This is a genomic window from Anabaena sp. UHCC 0204 (genome assembly GCF_009711975.1).
Classification (GTDB): Bacteria; Cyanobacteriota; Cyanobacteriia; order Cyanobacteriales; family Nostocaceae; genus Dolichospermum.
This window is the reverse complement of the sequence record NZ_VIKW01000008.1, coordinates 131644-151447: the sequence shown is the minus strand read 5'-3', so window position 1 is coordinate 151447 and position 19804 is coordinate 131644. Positions and strand designations below refer to the sequence as shown.

Sequence of the window (19804 nt, the reverse complement as noted above, 5' to 3'; positions counted from 1 at the left end):
TCGCATTTTCATGATACCCAAATACCCAAATCCTCAAAGAATTCGGGTATATCTATTCTGAACTTTTTTAATTGTTGCTGTTTTGCATCGGTTTATATTTTTCTGGTTCTGTTCTCAACTCTACATACAGAGAATCAATACCCTCTTGTTCTAAAAGTTCCAAGATGGCTAAATTTAAGTTTTTCTCAGCATCAAAGTAGAGATTATCATCATTAACAAATGCCATAAGTTCAATAACTCTGGCATTCTTTTCAATATTTTTGAAACGTACTGTACACTTAGGAGAAAAGCCAGGAATAGATGTTGGTATTTGTTGAATAGCATCACAAATTCTCCCGGTTTGCTTTGCGGAAATACCATCAATTTTGAGAATTAAATTCAGTCCCCACTTTAATTCTTCCCCTGGATTTTGTGACCAATTTTCGACAATTCCAGAAATCATGCGAGAATTGGGCATTTTTATAATTGAACCCCACTTAGCTATATGCAGTGTTGTGGTTCTAAATCCAATACTGAGAATCTGGACAAAACCATCTACTCCTGATATTCCCACCCAATCACCTTCTCGATACAGATTATCAGAGTAGATAATAATTGTACAAAACCAATCATAAACAATGTCTTTGAAGAGTAACCCTAACGTGATACCAGCACCACCAAGTAAACCCACAAGTGCTGCTGCTGATTGTCCTAAAAATATTTCACTGATTTTAATTGTTAATACAATAATTGCTATTGATTGAAAAATTTTCGGCATCAAAGGTCTGAGCAATTCATCAAGCTCAGTTTCTGTTTGTAGTACAACGTTAGCAATTAGTTGACCTAAGATTGAAGAACTGCGATAAACAACATAGGCAACGATAAAGAGAACTATTAAGTTTAAAATTCTACTAATTGTCTCACTTAATTGAGAACCTAATTCCTCTGTAAGAATTTCCTTAATCAGCCAAAATCCACCAATGAGAATTAGCCAATTTAAAGCTGGCTTAATAATAGCAATTAATTCATCATCAAGGGTAGTTTCTGTTTTCTTAGTAAAATTTTCAATGGTTTTAATGATCACTGCCAGAACAAATCTTCTTAATGTCTGTGTCAGCGTCAGAATGACAACTACAGCAGCAATTTTCGCAATGGGAAAATTAGAATAGTCAATACTTTTGAGCGCGTTCCAGATAGCTTCCATATTTACCCTGATAGATATTTGAGTTTGTTGATTTTATAACATGAGAAAATTATCAGCATTCAGAAATTTACAAATATTTTTAATTGTGGTTTCTGAATACTGACACAAAACTCATTTAAGTTGACAAAGAATCAATCCAAACCACCCTTTTTCATCTGTCCAAGTTTTCACAGTTTTTAATCCTTTACTTTGCAATTGTTTTTCCATAGTTGCTAAATCGAACTTACGGGAAATTTCTGTGAGAATACTTTCTCCCTCTTCAAAAGAAACCTTTAAATCCAATGCTTCTAAAGATACTAAATGATTTTTTTGACAATGGAGATACATTTCAATTTGATTATCTACCTGATTATAAATGGCTTGATGTTTAAACAAATTGATATCAAAATCACCTTGAAAACGCCAATTCAAATGAGAAAGCATATTCAAATTAAAAGCAGCAGTCACACCTTGACTATCGTTATAAGCTGCTTCTAAAATATCCTTGGGTTTTTGTAAATCTACACCTAGTAAAAAGTAATCTCCAGTTTGTAAAGTGCGAGAAACTTGATTTAAGAAAATATCACATTCTTCTGGGTTAAAATTCCCTAAAGAACTTCCCAAGAAAAACAACATTCTTGATTGTAAATAATTTGATTCTAGATGCACTAATGCTTGTTCATAAGTTCCTAATAACCCATGAATATCAATGTCAGGATATTTTTCTTGTAACTGTAAAACGCTGGTTTTGAGAATACCTCCACTGACATCAATAGGAAGATATCTACAAGAATCAGCTATTTTTTGATAAGCATCTAATAAAGCTTGAGTTTTAGTAGAACTCCCACTACCTAATTCTATTAATTCACAACAATTTGTGATTGTCGCAATTTCATCAGCATATTGTTGTAAAATCCAGGCTTCTGTGCGTGTGGGATAATATTCTGGTAACTCACAAATTTTTTCAAAAAGTTGAGAACCATGATCATCATAAAAATATTTGGGAGATAAAGTCTTGGGGTTTTTACTTAACCCCTTAATCACATCTTCCCCGTCGTCTCTCAATTCTTGATAATGATGATCTAAAACTGTTAAAGGTTGAGCAATCATTTCTAAATCCTCTCTGTGAATTTGCGTGATCAAAAAGATATTTAATCAAAACTTTCAGCAATTCTAAAACCAACGTGCTGATAAAAATAGGGACGAAACCAATTACGATAACAAGGTAACGCCATTGTACCATTTGTAGCCCAAGAACCACCGAGCATCATTTGATGTTTACCATCGAAAAAAGGTGCAGATTGGTCTTCATAAAGATGATGAGTTTGAAATCCTGGTAAGGGGTAAAATGTATCTCCTAACCATTCCCAAACATTACCACGCAAGTCAAAAATACCAGATTTATGATTTGCTGAAAACATCCCTACGGGAGAAGGTGAAATAAATTGTAAGTTGAGATTATAGTTATTGTCTAAATTATTTTGTTCAGAAAATTCTTCTGATATCTTTAGGGCTTGATTCCATTCAGCTTCTGTTATTAAACGCAGGTTTTTATTTTGTTGTTTACCTTTCCAAGCACAGTAAGCTGTTGCTTCATAATAGTTGACTTCTACAGGCCAATCTAAAGGTAAATCCATCTCATCAAATGTGGCTCGATAGCGATATTTTCCGTTATTTTCGAGTATCCAAAATTTTGGATGTTGGACATTATATAGTTGTTTCCAGTTCCAAGATTCAACATTCCAATAATCTGCATTTTCATAACCACTAGCTTTCACAAATTCTAAAAATTCGCCATTGGTGATTAAATGCTGACTTGCTAAAAAAGGTTTTACTTCAACTTCTAAACTACCATATTCACTATCCCAACCAAAAGTAAAATCATTTTCTTTTTTACCTAATTTAACTACACCACCGGGAATTTCTCTCATTTGATTATCAGGAACTTTCCCATTTGTAGGGGCATAATTCCAGTCTTGGGGACGCTTTAATTTATCAACAGGTAGTTGACGCAGTAGCATAGATGAGGTTTCAAAATGGATGCGACTGTGTTCTATTCCCATTAATAAAGCCCAAAGGGGATATTCTTGATTAATAGGCAGATTTAAGGGAGTATTTTCAAGAACTTTAGTAATTTCGGCTTTGGCTTTTTCTCGGTATTCCCAAACTTGAGAAATATCAGGCCAGATGATATCTTTTGTAGCAGTTTCTAGTTCTGCTGGTGTTTCTGGATCAACGCCAATTTCAAAGAGGATTTCATATTGGGGATTAATGCGATTTGCGAGTAAACCAACATGAATTAATTTGTTGATGTAAAAAACTGCGGAATGACCAAGATAAAAAATTAATTTATTTCTTAAAGGGTCAGGATTTAAGTAAAATGTGTCTTCATTAATTAAACTTTGGAACAGTGTTTCTTCTAAATTCCAAGAATTTTCAAAATAGTTAAGTAGAATTTGCTGATGACAATGATTAAGTCTAGGAATATCAGAAGATGGGATTTGATGATATTTGCTAATTGTTTTCATGGGGTTATCTAGAGTTCTACCAGCAAAGCGATTATTCAAGTTTTAATCTATATATTTTTAAATACCCTACATTGGTAATGGTTTTTCATATTTAACCAAAATTTAACTATTTTGGCATTTTAGCTAAAGAAAAGTTAAGATATAATTATTTATCTAACAATTACTTTCATTTTTCCCTGATCACAGAGTATTAAGTAGTCGGACAAAATTAAATTCACTCGTTGAGAGAGGGAACAGGGAACAGGGAACAGGGAACAGGGAACAGGGAACAGGGAACAGGGAACGGGGAACAGGGAACGGGGAACAGGGAAATTGGCACTTACACCCTTGACAACGGAAATACCGTGAGTGCAAGAACAGGGAACAGGGAACAGAAAAGAAAAGAAAAGAAAAGAAAGAATATTAAGATGTATTGAGTTTGTATGGCTTACGCCATGCTGTAATACTAAGGGATTATATTGATAAATATATTTATTAGCAGTATTAATACCGTAGCTTATAAACGGTGTTTGTATCAAAATTTTGAACTAGATTTAATTACCCTCACTAAAATGCCTGCGAGGAAATTGCTCTATGATGAGAGAATATTACAGAATGATCACAAAAATTTAAGTTTACTCATCATGGCGAAAATTCAGTTTGCTAGAGGTATTGACGAAACAGTAGTTCCAGATGTTCGATTGACGAGAGCGAAAAAAGGTGAAAGTGGTACAGCAACATTTGTTTTCACCAATCCGCAGATTTTGGCACAAGATGGAAAAGATGAAGTTACCGGAATGTACTTGATTGACGAAGAAGGGGAAATTGTTATTCGTGAAGTTCAAGGTAAATTTGTCAACGGTAAGCCAGAATCCTTAGAAGCAGTCTATGTGATGAAGTCGAATGATGAATGGGAACGCTTTATGCGGTTTATGAATCGCTACGCTGAGGATAATGGACTAGGATTGAGCAAATCTTAATTAATTAGCAGTCAGTGGTCATTGGTCATTGGTCATTGGTCATTGGCTCAAACGCAAAAACCTATGGAATTTCAACCACATCCAAATAAGCAGAAAATTTCTGTAAGTTGCGCGGTGATTACTGTTAGTGATACCCGTTCCCCTGACACAGATAAAAGTGGTCAATTAATTAAAGAGCTACTTTTAGCGGCTGATCATACAGTGGCATTGTATCAGATTATTAAAGATGAACCTAGAGAAATTCAAACCCAAATGGAAGTTTTGGGGAATGATGCTGAGATTCAGGCTGTAATTTTGAATGGGGGAACGGGAATTGCGCCCAGAGATACTACTTATGATGCTTTAGAAAAGTTATTAGAGAAGATTTTACCGGGATTTGGGGAATTATTTCGGTTTTTAAGTTATCAAGAAATTGGTTCACGAGCGATCGCCTCTCGTGCTGTAGCAGGTGTGTATCAAAATAAAATCATTTTTTCGCTTCCCGGTTCTAGTAACGCTGTGCGACTAGGTATGGAAAAGCTGATATTACCGGAGTTGGTACACTTAGTCAAACAGGTAAATTTCCCGAAAGAAGTCTGAAATATAGGTTTTTGAAGAAAAAAAAGAAAATTAGCCATTTTTCTATACCTAGTTATTGCGGATAAGTCTAATTCTGCACTGTAAAGAGAATATGACAGATTATGTCACTACCATTACAGCGTGAATTGATTTTTATGCTTCTTAACCTAGAAAGATTTTATCAAGCCTGTAATCCTTCCCGTCCGTTGATGATTGAAAATGTAGACGACCGGATGTATTATATTGATTTTGCTTCAGTTCGTGGTGGTAAAATCATTGAAGCTTTGCTGCGGACTATTACCAGAATTTCCCCGAATACACCAACTTGTCAATTATTTACAGGTCATTTAGGTTGTGGAAAATCCACAGAACTGTTACGGCTTAAAGCAGAATTAGAAGCCCAAAATTTTCATGTTGTCTATTTCGAGTCCACCCATGTTTTAGAAATGGTGGATATAGATATTACAGATATTTTATTAGCGATCGCTGGTCTAGTCAGTGAAAATTTGGAAGCGATGAAACTTCGTGTCCAACCTACTTACTTCACTAAATTATTTAGTGAGGTAGTAGATTTTTTGCAAACACCCATAGAATTGGGGTTAGAAGCCGAATTATCAGTAGGTATTGCCAAAATTACGGCTCAAACCAAAGAAAGTCCACAGTTACGCAGACGATTAAGAGACTATTTAGAACCACGAACAGAAAATATCCTCCAATCAATTAATAAAGAACTTTTAGATCGCGCCAATGTAGAACTCAAAGCTAGGGGTAAAAAAGGATTAGTAGTAATAGTAGATAACTTAGATAGAGTTGCTATTCGTCCCTTACCTTCTGGGCGATCGCTCCCCGAATACTTATTCATTGATCGCGGGGAACAACTACGCAAACTTAATTGCCATATAGTTTACACAATTCCCTTAGCCTTAACATTTTCTAATGATAGCGCCGAACTCCAACATCGTTTAGGTGGTGGAGTCGCACCCAAAGTATTACCAATGATTCCCGTCCGTCAACGGACTGGAGAAATTAACATAGAAGGACTCGGATTAATGCGACAAATGGTATTAGCAAGAGCATTTCCTGACATCTCATCAACAGATCGTCTCAACTTAATTACCCAACTATTTGATAATTCCGAAACCTTAGATCGTTTATGTCTCATTAGTGGTGGTCATGTCCGCGACTTATTAGGACTACTATTTGATTGTTTACGAGAACAAGATCCACCCTTTGATCGGAAATGCGTAGAACTAGTGATCCAACGACAAAGAGACTATCGTGCTAACGCCATTGATCTGGATGAGAGTGAATTAATCTTTCATGTGATCCAAGACCAGCGAGTTAAAGGCAACGTAGAGTACGATATTTTATTACGCAGTTTATTCGTATTTGAATATCGCGATCACCAAGGAGTTTGGTTTGCACTGAACCCCGTTTTAGCAGAAACAGAGAAATTTAAATTATGGTTAAAAGACAGCAAGCAGGTGACATAATCGCTGCAAATCAACAGTCTTTGCGTAGTTTAGAAAGAGCAATCACCTTTTCTAAAAATCAATTTTCAGTTATCTTACTGTGCTGTAACTACGAATTTTTGCGTCAGGTAATACTGGAACAACTAACAGCTATGGGCTGGGGAAATGAGAGTATCCAAAGTATTACCTTAGCCAAAAATACTACAAGTTTATATACCACAATTCAATCACAACTCATCATTAATCAACCCACTGGATTAATGATCATGGGGTTTGAGTCAGTTCATGGCATAGATGATCTCCTTCGTTCCATGAATCAAGTCCGCGATGAATTTCGCAAATGTTATCAAATCCCCATGATTTTGTGGGTAAATGATGAAGTCTTACAAAAAATCCTGCGGTTATCTCCAGATTTTGCTAGTTGGGCTGCTACACCAATTAGATTTGAAATGACTTCTATGGGGTTGCTAGAATTTTTGCAACAAGAAACCAATGATTTATTTACTAGAGTTTTACAAAGCAAGCATACTCAAAATAATTATGTCAACATAGAACAAATATGGATCAGTAGCGAACAACTCCATTATGCAATTAAAGAATTACATAATCGGGGGATGAGAATAGAAGCAGAATTAAATGCTAGTTTAAAGTTTATTTTTGGCATAGATGATTATGTCAGCGATCGCATTAATTCAGCTTTAAATAACTTTCAAGAAAGTTTGCAATTTTGGAATCACCAAGAAAAACTCATTGGTATAGAATTTTCGGATCAATCTGAAAATTATCTTTTAAAACAGGCGATTTTACAACTTTACATTGGATTATGTTGTTGTCGTCTCGCCGAACAAAACCAAAGAACCAGTCAAAGATATTGGCAATCAGCTAAAACATATATTCAGCAGTCTTTACAAACATTTGAAGTTGCGGAAAGGACAGATTTAGTCTCAGACTTCATTAGTCAGTTATCAGAAGTTCTATATAACTTAAAAGCTTGGAAAGAATTACAAGTTGTCTCTCAAAAATCTCTAGAATTACATCAAGTATATGGCAGTAAAATTCAATTAGCTTGTGATTATGGTTTTTTAGCACAGGTAGCTGTTTATAATGCACGCTGGATGCAGGCGAGTATCCTAGCACATATATCACTATTACAACTAGAAGAAGCACAAAATCAGCAGCAATTATATCATTATTTATTTCCTCTAATATTAGAACAAATTTATTTATTAACCGTAGCTAAAGCATTAAATAATCTCAATCAAGCAACAGTAGCAGAAGAATATATCAATACAGCATCTCAACAACTATCATTAGCTTTAGAAAGTAGTGAACATCAATATGATGCCCATCGTTATATTCGCTTATTACAAATTCTGAGATCCTTATACTTTCAAGCTGGCTTTTATCTTCAAGCCTATATTATTAGACAAAAACTCCGTTCAGTAGAACAACAATATGGTTTTTGTGCCTTCATTGGTGCAGGGCGTTTACAACCCCAAAGACAAGCCACCAACTCTACTTTAACCTCTACATTCGGCAATAATAGTATAGCTTTAGAAATTGCCGCTTCCGGGAGAGAACACGATGTTAATAACTTAATTGGCAGAATTAGCCGTGCTGACCAAAAGTTGATAGTTATTCATGGACAATCAGGTGTCGGTAAAAGTTCTATTGTCACTGCTGGCTTAGTTCCCGCACTGCAAAACCGTGCTATAGGTGATCAAATTGCCGTACCAGTTGTCCTACAAGTATATACAGATTGGTTGGGAGAATTAGGGAAGTCTTTCACAAAAGCCATGTTGCAATTGCGGAAAACAGTAGCTATTGAAACAGAATCTCTCTCTGATATTTCTACACCCGCAACTATTGATATTATTCTTCAACAACTCCGAGAAAATGCCGATAATCATTTAATTACAGTTTTAATTTTTGACCAGTTTGAAGAATTTTTCTTTGGTTATACAGACGGTCATGAAAAACAAGAATTTGATAAATTTATCAGTGACTGTTTAAGTATATCTTTTGTGAAAGTTATTCTGACTCTGCGCGAAGATTATTTACATAGATTACTAGACTTTAAACATCTTTCCTCAATTGAAGCCATTAATAATAATATTCTTGACAAAAATATTCGTTATCAACTTAATAACTTTTCTCCCCAAAATGCTAGAAAAATTATTCAAAAATTAACTGAACGTTCTCATGGACTACACCAGGAATCACAACTCAAATTAGAACCGATTTTAATTGATGCCCTCGTTGCTGATTTGTCTTCAGAACTTGGTGAAGTTCGTCCCATAGAATTACAATTAGCAGGCGCACAATTACAAGATAAATATATTACTACTCTTGCCCAATATCAACCATATAGACCAAATAAGTTAATTCAAACATATATCAAAGAATTAATTAAAGAATGTGGGCAAGAAAATGAACGGGCGGCTCTCCTCGTGTTATACTTATTAACAGACGATAGTAATAAAAGACCTTTTAAAACGCGGGCAGAGTTAACTTCAGAACTATCAGAATTAGAAGATCCTAGTAAGTTAGATTTAATTTTAGATATTTTGGTTCGTTCAGGTTTAGTTGTTTTATTTCCTAATATTCCTGAACGATATCAATTAATTCATGATTATTTAGTAGACTTAATTCGTTACCTACAACAACAGGAATCTGGATTACAAACCCAAATTAATAAATTACGAGATAAAGTCAGAAATAGTTATCAAGAAATAGAACGTCTCAAAAATGAATTAAGAAAAACTCAGAACGATGTTACCTTAGTCCATACTCACCAAGAAGGAGATGATTTACTGACAGAACTCAAAGAATTACGCAAGCGCGAAGAAAAAAGTCAAATAGAAATTGAACATTTGCGAACAGAACTCAAAGAAAAAGAGTTAACTTCTAAACTAGCTGATAGTCAAGAAAAACAACGTTTAAGTGCAGCCAGATTAAATATTGCTCTAAAATTAGCTTTAACAGCTTGTATTGTTGCTATTTTTGGTTTAACTATTTCTGTGATTACAGCCACAGATAGTGAAATGAAAACTCTCAGCGCATCTAGTGAAGCTTTATTTGCTTCTCAAAAAGGTATTGATGCTTTAAAAGAAAGTTTAAAAGCAGGAAAGAAATTAGAAAAAACTCTATGGATAAATACTTCTACTAAGGAAAAAGTCCTAACAGCACTCTATCAAGCGGTATATGGAGTTAAAGAACGTAACCGTTTGGAGGGTCATTTATCTGCTGTAAAAATGGTGATATTTAGTGCAGATAAATCTTTGATAGCTTCAGCTAGTGCAGATACAACAATTAATCTTTGGAGTCCTGATGGTATTTTAATTAACACTTTATCAGGCCATGACGATGTGGTAAATAGTGTGAGTTTCAGTCCTGATAGTCAAATCCTAGTTTCTGCTAGTCAAGACAAAACAATCAAACTTTGGAATCGAGAAGGTCAATTATTAAAAACTTTACTAGATCATACATCTATTGTAAATAGTGTTAGTTTTCATCCTAGTGGTCAAATTATTGCATCTGCAAGTACAGATCAAACCATAAAATTGTGGAGTCGAGAAGGTCAATTATTAAAAACTTTACCAGGTCATGAAGATGCTGTTTTAGCTGTAGCTTGGTCTAGTGATGGTGAAATTCTTGCTTCTAGCAGTGCTGATAAAACAATCAAACTTTGGAGTCGAGAAGGTCAATTATTAAAGACTTTACCAGCCCATGAAGATGCTGTTTTAGCTGTAGCTTGGTCTGGTGATAGTCAGATTCTTGTTTCTGGAAGTTTAGATAAAAAAATCAAATTATGGAGTCGGGAAGGGACATTACTCAAAACTCTTTCTGGCCACAGCGGTGGTGTGATCAGCGTCAATTTTAGCCCTGATGGTAATACCATCGGATCTGCTAGTATGGACGAAACTGTAAAACTTTGGAGTCTTGATGGTAATTTACTAGGAACTCTGCAAGGACATAATAGTTGGGTAAATAGCGTTAATTTCAGCCCTGACGGTCTCACTTTAGCTTCCGCTGGGAGGGATAAAACTATTATCCTCTGGCGTTGGGATCGCTTAATTTTACGTAATCCCCAAGTTAATAATGATTGGGTAACAAGTATTAGTTTTAGTGCTGATAATAGTGCGATCGCTGGTGCAAGTCGAGATAAAACAATCCAAATCTGGAATCAAAATGGTGAATTACTCAGAATACTCACAGGTCATAATGATCAAGTTTGGGGTGTAGCCTGGTCTCCTATCCACCCAGAAGCTGATAGAAACGAGAGTATTTTAGCTTCTGCTAGTAAGGATAAAACAGTAAAATTATGGGATCGCAATGGTAAATTACTAAAAACTTTACAGGGTCATACTGATGCTGTTCTAGCTGTATCATGGTCTCCTGATGGTAATATTTTAGCTTCTGCTAGTAAGGATAAAACAATTAAATTATGGAATCGCCATGGTAAATTACTAAAAACTTTACATGGTCATACTGATGCTGTTAATTGGGTAAGTTTTAGTCCTAATGGTAAATTATTAGCGTCAGTTAGTGATGACAAACTGGTGAAACTATGGACAAGTGATGGCAATCTAGTTAAAGATATCATTGGTCATACTCGGAGAGTCAACGGTGTAGCCTGGTCGCCTAATGGTGATGTTTTAGCTTCAGTTAGTCTGGATAGTACAGTGAAAATTTGGAATCAAAATGGCCAATTGAAAAAAACACTAATGGGATATGGTGATGGTTTTATTAGTGTTAACTTTAGTCCTGATGGTAAAATGCTGGCGGTAAGCAGTGATAATAAAATCAGGTTGTGGGATCAAGAAGGTACTTTACTAATGGCTTTAAAAGGTGATGAAGAGGAATTAACTAGTGTCAGTTTTAGTCCTGATGGTAAAATGTTAGGGGCTGGTAGTGGTAAAGGGAATATCATTTTGCGGAATTTGTCAGATATTACATTAGAAAATTTACTGAAAAATAATTGCACTATATTAAAGGATTATTTGCTACACAATTTAAACATTAATAGAAAAGATGCCTACCGTGAGCAAAATTATCACACTTTATGTAAAAAAGATTAGGGAAGATGAGGAACGTTTCTACAGGGTTTGTTTTATGCAGCTTTATATAAACAGGACTTACGCACAAGTCACGAAAGAACCAGGGGAAACGCATCTTATCAATAAGGGCGATTCAATCTCAATAATGACCAAAATATTCGCATTAACGACCACTTATTGACAATATTTTAGTCCATCACTATGATCCTGAAAAAATCAATCAAACGATAAATAGGGATTTCTTGGTTTATACATTAAAACGGTATTTTGTCAATAAGATTTAGATGCGTTTCCCCTGACGAAAGAACGAACCACGAAGGAACGAAGAAAAGAGGGTTTCAGAGATATTTTGCGTAAGTCCTAATAAAGTTGGGATGACATAATTCGTAATTAACAAATTAAAACTGAAAAATGACTATGCAAATTAATTTTTTACCTGATGATATTACTGTTAATGCTGAAGTAGGAGAACCGCTGTTAGATGTAGCAGAAAGGGCTGGGGTATCCATTCCTACTGGTTGTTTAATGGGAACTTGCCACGCTTGTACGGTAGAATTAGATGATGGGGAAATTGTTCGGGCTTGTATTACCGCAGTTCCACCGGGAAAAGAGAAATTAACTATCCATCTTTTTAGTGATCCAACTTGGTAATGATCTATGCAACAATCAACCTCTCACAACAACCAAGATTTTATTCGACAAATAGCTACTTTAGTGGCTATTGTTGGTGCTTTTGTGGTGAATATTGTCTCCAATATTTTTCCACTAAATGGACTGAGTATAGGGGCAATTTCTAACACTTTATTTCAAGATGTCTTAGTTATCCCCGCTAATTATGCTTTTGCTGTGTGGGGACTGATTTATTTAGGATTATTTGCTTTAGCAATTTATCAAGTTCTACCTAATCAAAAACAGGATGAAGATTTACGAAAAGTAGGATATTTGTTAGTTATTGCTTCTGTTTTTCAAAGTATTTGGGTATATTTATTTTTATCGAGACTTTTTACCCTTTCTGTCGTGGCCATGTTAGGTATTTTAGTACCGTTGATGGTTACTTATCATCTTTTAGGAATTGGAAAAAAGCGTGTATCTCGAACTAAAAAGTTATGCTTACATTATCCTATTAGTATTTATCTGAGTTGGATTAGTGTCGCAACTGTGGTGAATGTCGCTTCGGCGCTGTATTTTTATGGTTGGAATGGTGGGGGAATTAATAATCAGGTATGGACGATTATTTTGCTGGTGATAGCCACTGCAATTGCGGCTGTGATTGTGTTTAGGTACAAGGATATTGCTTATGCTGGTGTGACAGTTTGGGCATTAATAGCGATAGCGAAGCGCTCCGCAGGAATCGCTGTTAAACATAGTAATATTGATGTATTGCGGAATTTTGCGATATTTTTGGCGGTTATGCTGGTTTTTGTGGCCATCATTAAAGGTATGAATTTACCTCACGCAGAGACGCAGAGGCACAGAGAGTAAGAGTTTTATTACTACGTTCTTGTGTTTGTTTATTCTTCCAGAACCCCTTGATATATCAGTTAATTCAGTGATTTTCATGATTTTATATATTTTGTGAATTGATAAGGATCTCTGACTTTTTATGTAAGTTTGATAGATAAAAATTAGCCAGTTTCTGGAACAATAACTTTTGAATTCATTCAAAAGTTATATTGAGGTGACATAGCATTTCTTAGTCTAACAAGGTACAAAATTATCTGCGTTCATCTGCGTTTATCCTCTTCCATCTGCGGTTAATTCTTTTTTCTTGCACCTCACTAAAATGGGAATTGCTATATCTATTAATACAAGTAGAATAACTGGGTAAGTAATTATTCATCAGTGAATTTTCCATTGGTACTTCTATAGCATTACAGATCAATGTTGGAGTTAAAGTATTAACAAAAGATTGAGATGTATAATATGAATGTATAATGTTTGATTTTGTCACAAAACTTAAAAAAAGAGGGAATATTCTGATATTTTGTATAAGATTAATAGGGTAGGCTTTTAAGAGGACAAAAAAATTTAATAGTGCAACCTGTTATTAAAAATTAGATTTAAAACTTAGAGGCGCAGATTTTTATCCTATGGCGAAGCGATCGCTCCAGGCATCATCTACGGGAATTCAACAGGCTAAAATAGCATTTGCGCGCAAGGGGTGGACGCAGGAAAATTTGTCTGTTGAAGTCAACTTAAAAACTCGACAACCGATTTGGCGGTTTTTTAGTGGACAACCAATTGAGCGACTAACATTTATTGAAATTTGTTCGATATTAGAACTAGATTGGCGAGAGATTGCTGTCGAACCCCCAGCAGAATTTATAGACAGAGAAGAATCCACCCAGTCTTCTCTGCCGGATATTGATAAATTAGTGGAACAAGTGCGATCGCAACGTTTTGACAAAATTCAAGACCAATGCGGCATTTTGCAGTTATTGGATATTAGTCGTCCTGTGGCGATTAATGACATATACATAGATTTAAATATTCTGGAAGAAATTGCCAGTCAACAGTATTTAGAAATCACTGAACTGCAAAACCTTGATCCCAAAGAATTTGACCGTTTTGGCTTAGGTGAAACTAACCAAAGACAGATATCTGGGATAGAAGCAGTGGAAACATACTCTAAGCTGAGGGTACTAGGCAAACCAGGAGTAGGTAAAACCACTTTTTTGCAACATCTCGCTATTCAGTGCAACCAAGGTGCATTTGCCGCCAATCAAGTGCCAATCTTCATCACACTCAGAAATTTTGCGGAAGAATCTAAAATCTCCGATGAATTCAGCCTCTTAAATTATATCCATCGGGAGTTTATGACATCTGGGATTGCCGATCTCGCAGTTCTAGAAACCGTACTCAATGCGGGTAGAGTTTTACTATTACTTGATGGTATGGATGAAGTTCTTAACCAACAAAGTAATGCTGTCTTAAGCGAAATTCGCAGATTTTCAGAGAAGTATCACAAAAATCATTTGGTAGCCACCTGTCGAACAGCAGCACAAAGACTCAGACTGAGGGGTTTTACTGATGTGGAAATTGCCCCGTTTACCTCAGAACAAATCCGAGCCTTCGCGCGAAAATGGTTTGTAGCCTTTACCAAAACCAACAGTGAAGATGGTCAAATTCAGTCCGTTGACTTTATTCACAAACTAGACTTAGCTGAAAATTGGCAATTTCGCCAACTTGTTGTCACACCCCTATTTCTACATCTTGCCTGTTGGGTATTTCACGGTCAAGAAAAATTTCCAACTAAGCGCACTGACTTTTATAAACAAGGTCTAGACCTGCTCTTAGGTAAATGGGATGAAGCTAGAGGTGTAGAAAGAGATGACGTTTATCGGGGATTTTTATTACCACAAAAGCTTAAATTACTGAGTCAAATTGCCGCAGCGACATTTGAGAAAGGTCAATACTTTTTTGAGCAACGTATCATTGAGCAATACATTGGTGACTATATTCAGAACCTAACCAAACTGCCAATGGATGCAGATGAACTGCAAATAGAAAGCGAAGCCGCGCTCAAGGCAATCGAATCTCAACACGGACTACTAGCAGAACGGGCGCGGGGAATTTTTTCCTTCTCCTATCTGGCGTTTCAAGAATACTTCACAGCCAGAAAAATCGTTGCCAGCTATAACCTCCAAGCATTAGAACAGGCGCTAGAAGGACTGGTAAGTCATATTACGGACCCGCACTGGCGAGAAATCTTTTTATTAACAGCTACCATGCTTCGGAGTGCAGACTCTTTGGTGCAGTTGATGAAGCAACAGATTGATGCTCTGGTTGCCCAAGACCCTTATTTACAAGAGTTTTTGACCTGGGCCAGCCAAAAATCGCGCACTATTCCCACCCAACCAAAAGATGCCGCAGTGCGGGCATTTTACCTGGCTTTGAGTCGGACTCCGCGCATAGCTCCTCATTTTGCTTTAGCCAGTAGCCTTGATCAAGGGATGTTTCTTGATGCGGCTTTAGATAACCTGCTGGTGGGCTGTGCAATTGATAAGAGCCAAGACTTTGCCCATTTCCATGTTTGTGCAGATGCACTCTCGAACATTCTGGGAATTGTTCTGGATCTTGGACTCTATAAATCTTTGCAACAACTCTCTGAGCAATTGCCCAATTCTAACCAAAATCAAGAACGGTTTCAGTTATGGTTTAAAACCAGCTATTCGGCCTGGGCTGAACAGTTAAGGTTAACGGTAACAAACTACCGCGATATTAACCACCAGTGGCAGTTTAGTGCTGACCAACAGCAAGTGTTACAACGCTACTATGATGCCAATCAATTATTACTTGATTGTCTGCATAGTAATTGTGAGGTAACGGCTGGTATCAGACAGGAAATTGAAGCTACCTTATTGTTACCGCAGAAGGAACTTGAAGACCGAGAATGGCAATAAGTAGGTGAAGCGTTAAAAATTGTCGTTACTTCGACTTCGCTCAGTAACCTATGGCAAGGCAAAAGGCAAGAGTAAAGAAGTTTTGGGCGATTTTACTTTTCTTCACATACCTTTAAATTTTTCTGTTCACCTACTTAAAATTGTTCCTAAAATTATCTTGAATAAGTTTTGTGTTGTTATTCATCAATTCATTCATAAAATCAAACAGCACCAAATCATACTACAGGAGTAGGTAGTTTTATTTGGAAAATGGAGAACTCCTATGTAGGGCTGGATGAATTAAACACAAAAACAAGACCAGAAATGGCTTACGCTACGCTATCAGCAAACCCTATTAGACATCTGGTGAAAAAGGATGTAGAGCCGAAAATCCCTACCCATAGAACGTCTCTATAAGGGTTATGGAAAACGCATATTTAATTTTCACTCCTATGTCTATTTAATTCTTGAAAATAGCTTATTCAATACACTTGATTGTAGGATTTATTATGGATACTAGAATTTCCTCTCCTTTTAAGGTTTCAATTCTCGAAAATGTACAGATACTCGTTGTAGATAACGATGTCGACAGCGGATTGTTGTATAGTATTTTTTTAACCGGTTTTGGTGCAAATGTTATGGTATCTAGCTCTATTAAGGGAGCTTTAGAAATCCTGCATTGGTTTGTTCCTAATATTATCATTTGTGAAATTAGATTTTTAGGTGAAAGTGTGAGCAAATTGTTCAATAAATTAAGTCTGATGGCAACAAATAATATGAATGATATTCCCATTATTGTTACGTCCACTTGCAACACAAGTTTAATTAAGGAAATTACCGATATAGAGGTTGAAAGATATTTACTGAAACCATTTGATATCGATCACTTGATGATCATGGTGGTTAACTTATTATGGACTAGTAAAGAAAATGCTCAAATAGTAGAGAAAGATGTCTTATTGGTACAAATATAAAGACTAGGAAAAATAGACCTTGACCAAAACAGAACGGAAGTAGGGGTAATTCAGGAATTACCCCTACACAGAAATCAGGTTTTGAGTTCAATTCTGCGTAAGTCTTCAGCTTATGTAAAAACCATTTTAATGATATCAGTTATGAAAATGAACGCTACTGAAAGAGACCAACCTTTAATTCTCATTGTTGACAATGCAGCATTTTATCGGAAAGAACTGCGACTTGTACTAGAACAAGAAGGATATCAAGTAGCCGAAGCCCAAAATGGCATAGAGGCAATAAATATTTTTCACACCCTACATCCTGATTTAGTAATAATTGATGCCCTGATATCAGAGCTAGATGGGTTCGATTGTTGCCGAAACTTTTTGTCTGTTGAATCTAAAAAGTACATTCCAGTTTTTATGATTACAGTTATTGATAGTCAACATTCAATTGACCGCGCATTTGAAGTAGGTGTCACAGACTATTTGATCAAACCCATTCATTGGCCAATTTTGCAAAAACGGGTAAGATATTCGATTGAGCAATCTCGGTTACAGCAAAAACTTATTGCTGATAATCAACAATTAAAACTATTAGTTAATCTTGATGACTTAACTCAAGTGGCTAATCGGCGACGGTTTGAAGAGTATTTGTCCCTGGAATGGCAATGCCAAATTCGAGAACAACAGCCTATTTCTTTCATTCTCTGCGATGTTGATTGTTTCAAATCCTATAATGATACTTATGGTCATGTTTCAGGCGATCGCTGTCTTTATGAAATTGCTCAAACTATCAAAGATGTTGTGCAACGTCCTGCTGATTTAGTGGTTCGTTATGGTGGGGACGAATTTGCCGTAATTTTGCCGGATACAAACCTAGAAGGGGCTGCTTACCTAGCTGAGAAAATTTGCTTGGCTGTACGCGCATTGGCAATTCCTCATCACAATTCACAAGTTAGTTCTCATGTCACCTTAACTGCTGGATTATCAACAGTAATTCCTCAACCTAATTCTAGTTTTCACGAAATAATTGCGGCGGCGGATGTATTGCTATATAAAGCAAAGGTAGCTGGACGCGATCGCAGCTTACCAGGAGTAAATGAGCGATCGTCAGAGCCAAAATTATCACAGCACGAACCAAGCCACAGCAGATAAAACCAATAATAAAGGCATCAACCAATCTCCCCAACGCACATATAAAGTCTGAGTTTGACGAGGATAAATAGTTTCAGCATGGCTTTGATAGGTATCATAAGCCGATTTCCAGATAGTTTGCCCATGAGGATTAATAAATGCCGAATAGCCTGTATTTGTTGCCCTTACAGCCCACCTATCAGTTTCAATTGCCCGCATGATATCCTGGGCATGATGTTGATCTGCCATTGCCGCAGTATAATGGGCATCATTGGAAGAACTGAGAATAAATTTCCCACCCCTAGAAGCTTGATAACGGAAGTTTTCTGCAAAAGCTGATTCATAACAAATACCCACAATCACCCTACCAAAAGGGGTATCAAAAGTTTGATTAGCTGCACCATGAACTTGGTGTGATTCTAATGGTGATAAACGTTGAATAATTCCACCTAAAATATTTTCAAAAGGAATATATTCTCCTAAAGGAACAAGTTTAGATTTATCGTAACGAGTGGTAACTTCCCCATTTCCTAGAACCGTAAATAAACTATTTGTATAACTACTTCCCTGTTCCCCAAAAGCACCTATCCAAGCGATTACACCCTTTTCTCGAATAGCAGCTAATAAAGCAGTTTGGGATAAATTACTAGAAAAAATAGGAATAGCCGCTTCCGGTGTCAAAACAGCTTGCACACCTTGATTAGTTAAATTTAAATATCCTTCCGTATAACCTGTAATCGCCCGCCGCAAACCTTCAGGACGAACCTTAATTTTATTAGGAATATTCCCTTGAATAACGCCAATTTTCAAAGCCGTACTTGGGGTTAAATTTAGGGGTGCAGTGTAGAGAATAAAGCCGACAAAATGAGAAATAATTAATAACGAAACAGCCAAATAAATAGTATTTCTTTCTTCCTTTGCGCCTTTGCGCCTTTGCGTGAGATATTCTGCAATTAACCCATTAAAAGCCACAATCACCGCCGTGACAGCATTCGGTCCAGAAAGTTGCCCTAAATGTAAAATTACAATATTATGCGGTGATTGAGTGTAAGCAAGAGAACTCCACCAAAGCGGACTGACACTCCAGAGGCTTTCTAAACCACACCAAAGGGCTGTACCAATTAGAACACGCAACCAAGGGTTTCCCTTATCTAGACGCACCATTAAAGCCGCCCAAACAGAGACTAAGATTCCCCCCCAAAGGCTAATAAATGCCCAACAAAGGAGAGTAATAGTTAAACTGGGCAACCACGGAACACCCAACCAATCCATTGGATGAATCCCTCTAATCCATGACAAAGCAAATCCGTGATAACCGATACCCCAAATTAGGGCAAGGAGCAGGGGTCTAGGGGAAGGATCTATTTTAGATGTATAGTTAATAACTAATATCCACAAAGGGGCTAGTGAGAACCAGGCTAAGAACCATGCACCAATAGGGGCGACGGTTGCCCCCATTAATATCCCACTGATGAATGATAAGGTGTAATAGGTGATGGGGTTGGAAATCTTATGCTGTCCGAGTTTGATCATTTTGTTTAATTTTAGACGTTGCTGAATAAGAGTATGTCTCACGCAGAGGCGCAGAGT

13 protein-coding genes are annotated in these 19804 nt (G+C 36.5%); 9 read left to right on the top strand and 4 right to left on the bottom strand.

The window, feature by feature from the left end; translation table 11 throughout:
- Positions 1-67: 67 nt before the first annotated feature.
- From FJR04_RS08990 to ovoA, 3 genes are all read right to left on the bottom strand, one after another.
- A complete protein-coding gene (locus FJR04_RS08990; protein ID WP_168493770.1) occupies positions 68-1183 on the bottom strand; it encodes a mechanosensitive ion channel family protein in 1116 nt (371 codons plus the stop codon).
- A 111-nt stretch (positions 1184-1294) separates the two neighbouring features.
- Positions 1295-2272: an L-histidine N(alpha)-methyltransferase gene (gene egtD / locus FJR04_RS08985; protein WP_168493768.1), complete on the bottom strand. Its 978-nt coding sequence runs from the start codon at positions 2270-2272 to the stop codon at positions 1295-1297.
- Between the two features lie 41 nt (positions 2273-2313).
- Positions 2314-3690 carry a 5-histidylcysteine sulfoxide synthase gene (gene ovoA, locus FJR04_RS08980; RefSeq protein ID WP_168493832.1) on the bottom strand — a complete coding sequence of 459 codons (1377 nt, stop codon included), beginning with the start codon at positions 3688-3690 and terminating at the stop codon, positions 2314-2316.
- Between the two features lie 623 nt (positions 3691-4313).
- On the opposite strand from ovoA, the gene psb28 reads away from it, so the two are divergent.
- The 9 genes from psb28 to FJR04_RS08935 all read left to right on the top strand — a co-directional run bounded on the left by psb28 (position 4314) and on the right by FJR04_RS08935 (position 18235).
- Positions 4314-4649, top strand: coding sequence for a photosystem II reaction center protein Psb28 (gene psb28, locus FJR04_RS08975; protein WP_168493830.1), 336 nt, complete (start codon positions 4314-4316; stop codon positions 4647-4649).
- A gap of 63 nt (positions 4650-4712) precedes the next feature.
- Positions 4713-5228 carry a molybdenum cofactor biosynthesis protein B gene (locus FJR04_RS08970; RefSeq protein ID WP_168493766.1) on the top strand — a complete coding sequence of 172 codons (516 nt, stop codon included), beginning with the start codon at positions 4713-4715 and terminating at the stop codon, positions 5226-5228.
- Between the two features lie 134 nt (positions 5229-5362).
- On the top strand, positions 5363-6700 hold the full coding sequence (locus FJR04_RS08965) for an ATP-binding protein (protein WP_168493828.1): 1338 nt from the start codon (positions 5363-5365) through the stop codon (positions 6698-6700).
- A complete protein-coding gene (locus FJR04_RS08960) occupies positions 6670-11760 on the top strand; it encodes a hypothetical protein (RefSeq protein ID WP_168493764.1) in 5091 nt (1696 codons plus the stop codon). Before FJR04_RS08965 ends, FJR04_RS08960 begins: the two co-directional genes overlap by 31 nt.
- 390 nt (positions 11761-12150) lie before the next feature.
- Positions 12151-12390 carry a 2Fe-2S iron-sulfur cluster binding domain-containing protein gene (locus tag FJR04_RS08955; protein ID WP_168493762.1) on the top strand — a complete coding sequence of 80 codons (240 nt, stop codon included), beginning with the start codon at positions 12151-12153 and terminating at the stop codon, positions 12388-12390.
- A gap of 6 nt (positions 12391-12396) precedes the next feature.
- Positions 12397-13221 (top strand): tryptophan-rich sensory protein, encoded by an 825-nt coding sequence (locus FJR04_RS08950; RefSeq protein WP_168493760.1) that lies wholly within the window; start codon positions 12397-12399, stop codon positions 13219-13221.
- A 608-nt stretch (positions 13222-13829) separates the two neighbouring features.
- Entirely contained in the window at positions 13830-16142 is a 2313-nt protein-coding gene (locus tag FJR04_RS08945) for an NACHT domain-containing NTPase (RefSeq protein WP_168493758.1), read from the top strand.
- 488 nt (positions 16143-16630) lie between these two features.
- Entirely contained in the window at positions 16631-17095 is a 465-nt protein-coding gene (locus FJR04_RS08940; RefSeq protein WP_168493756.1) for a two-component system response regulator, read from the top strand.
- Positions 17096-17242: 147 nt separating this feature from the next.
- Complete coding sequence (locus FJR04_RS08935) at positions 17243-18235, top strand: PleD family two-component system response regulator (RefSeq protein WP_168493754.1); 993 nt, start codon at positions 17243-17245, stop codon at positions 18233-18235.
- On the opposite strand, the gene lnt is transcribed toward FJR04_RS08935, so the two are convergent.
- Positions 18206-19747, bottom strand: a complete 1542-nt coding sequence (gene lnt, locus FJR04_RS08930; protein WP_168493752.1) for an apolipoprotein N-acyltransferase — start codon at positions 19745-19747, stop codon at positions 18206-18208. The genes FJR04_RS08935 and lnt overlap by 30 nt on opposite strands.
- Positions 19748-19804: the final 57 nt, after the last annotated feature.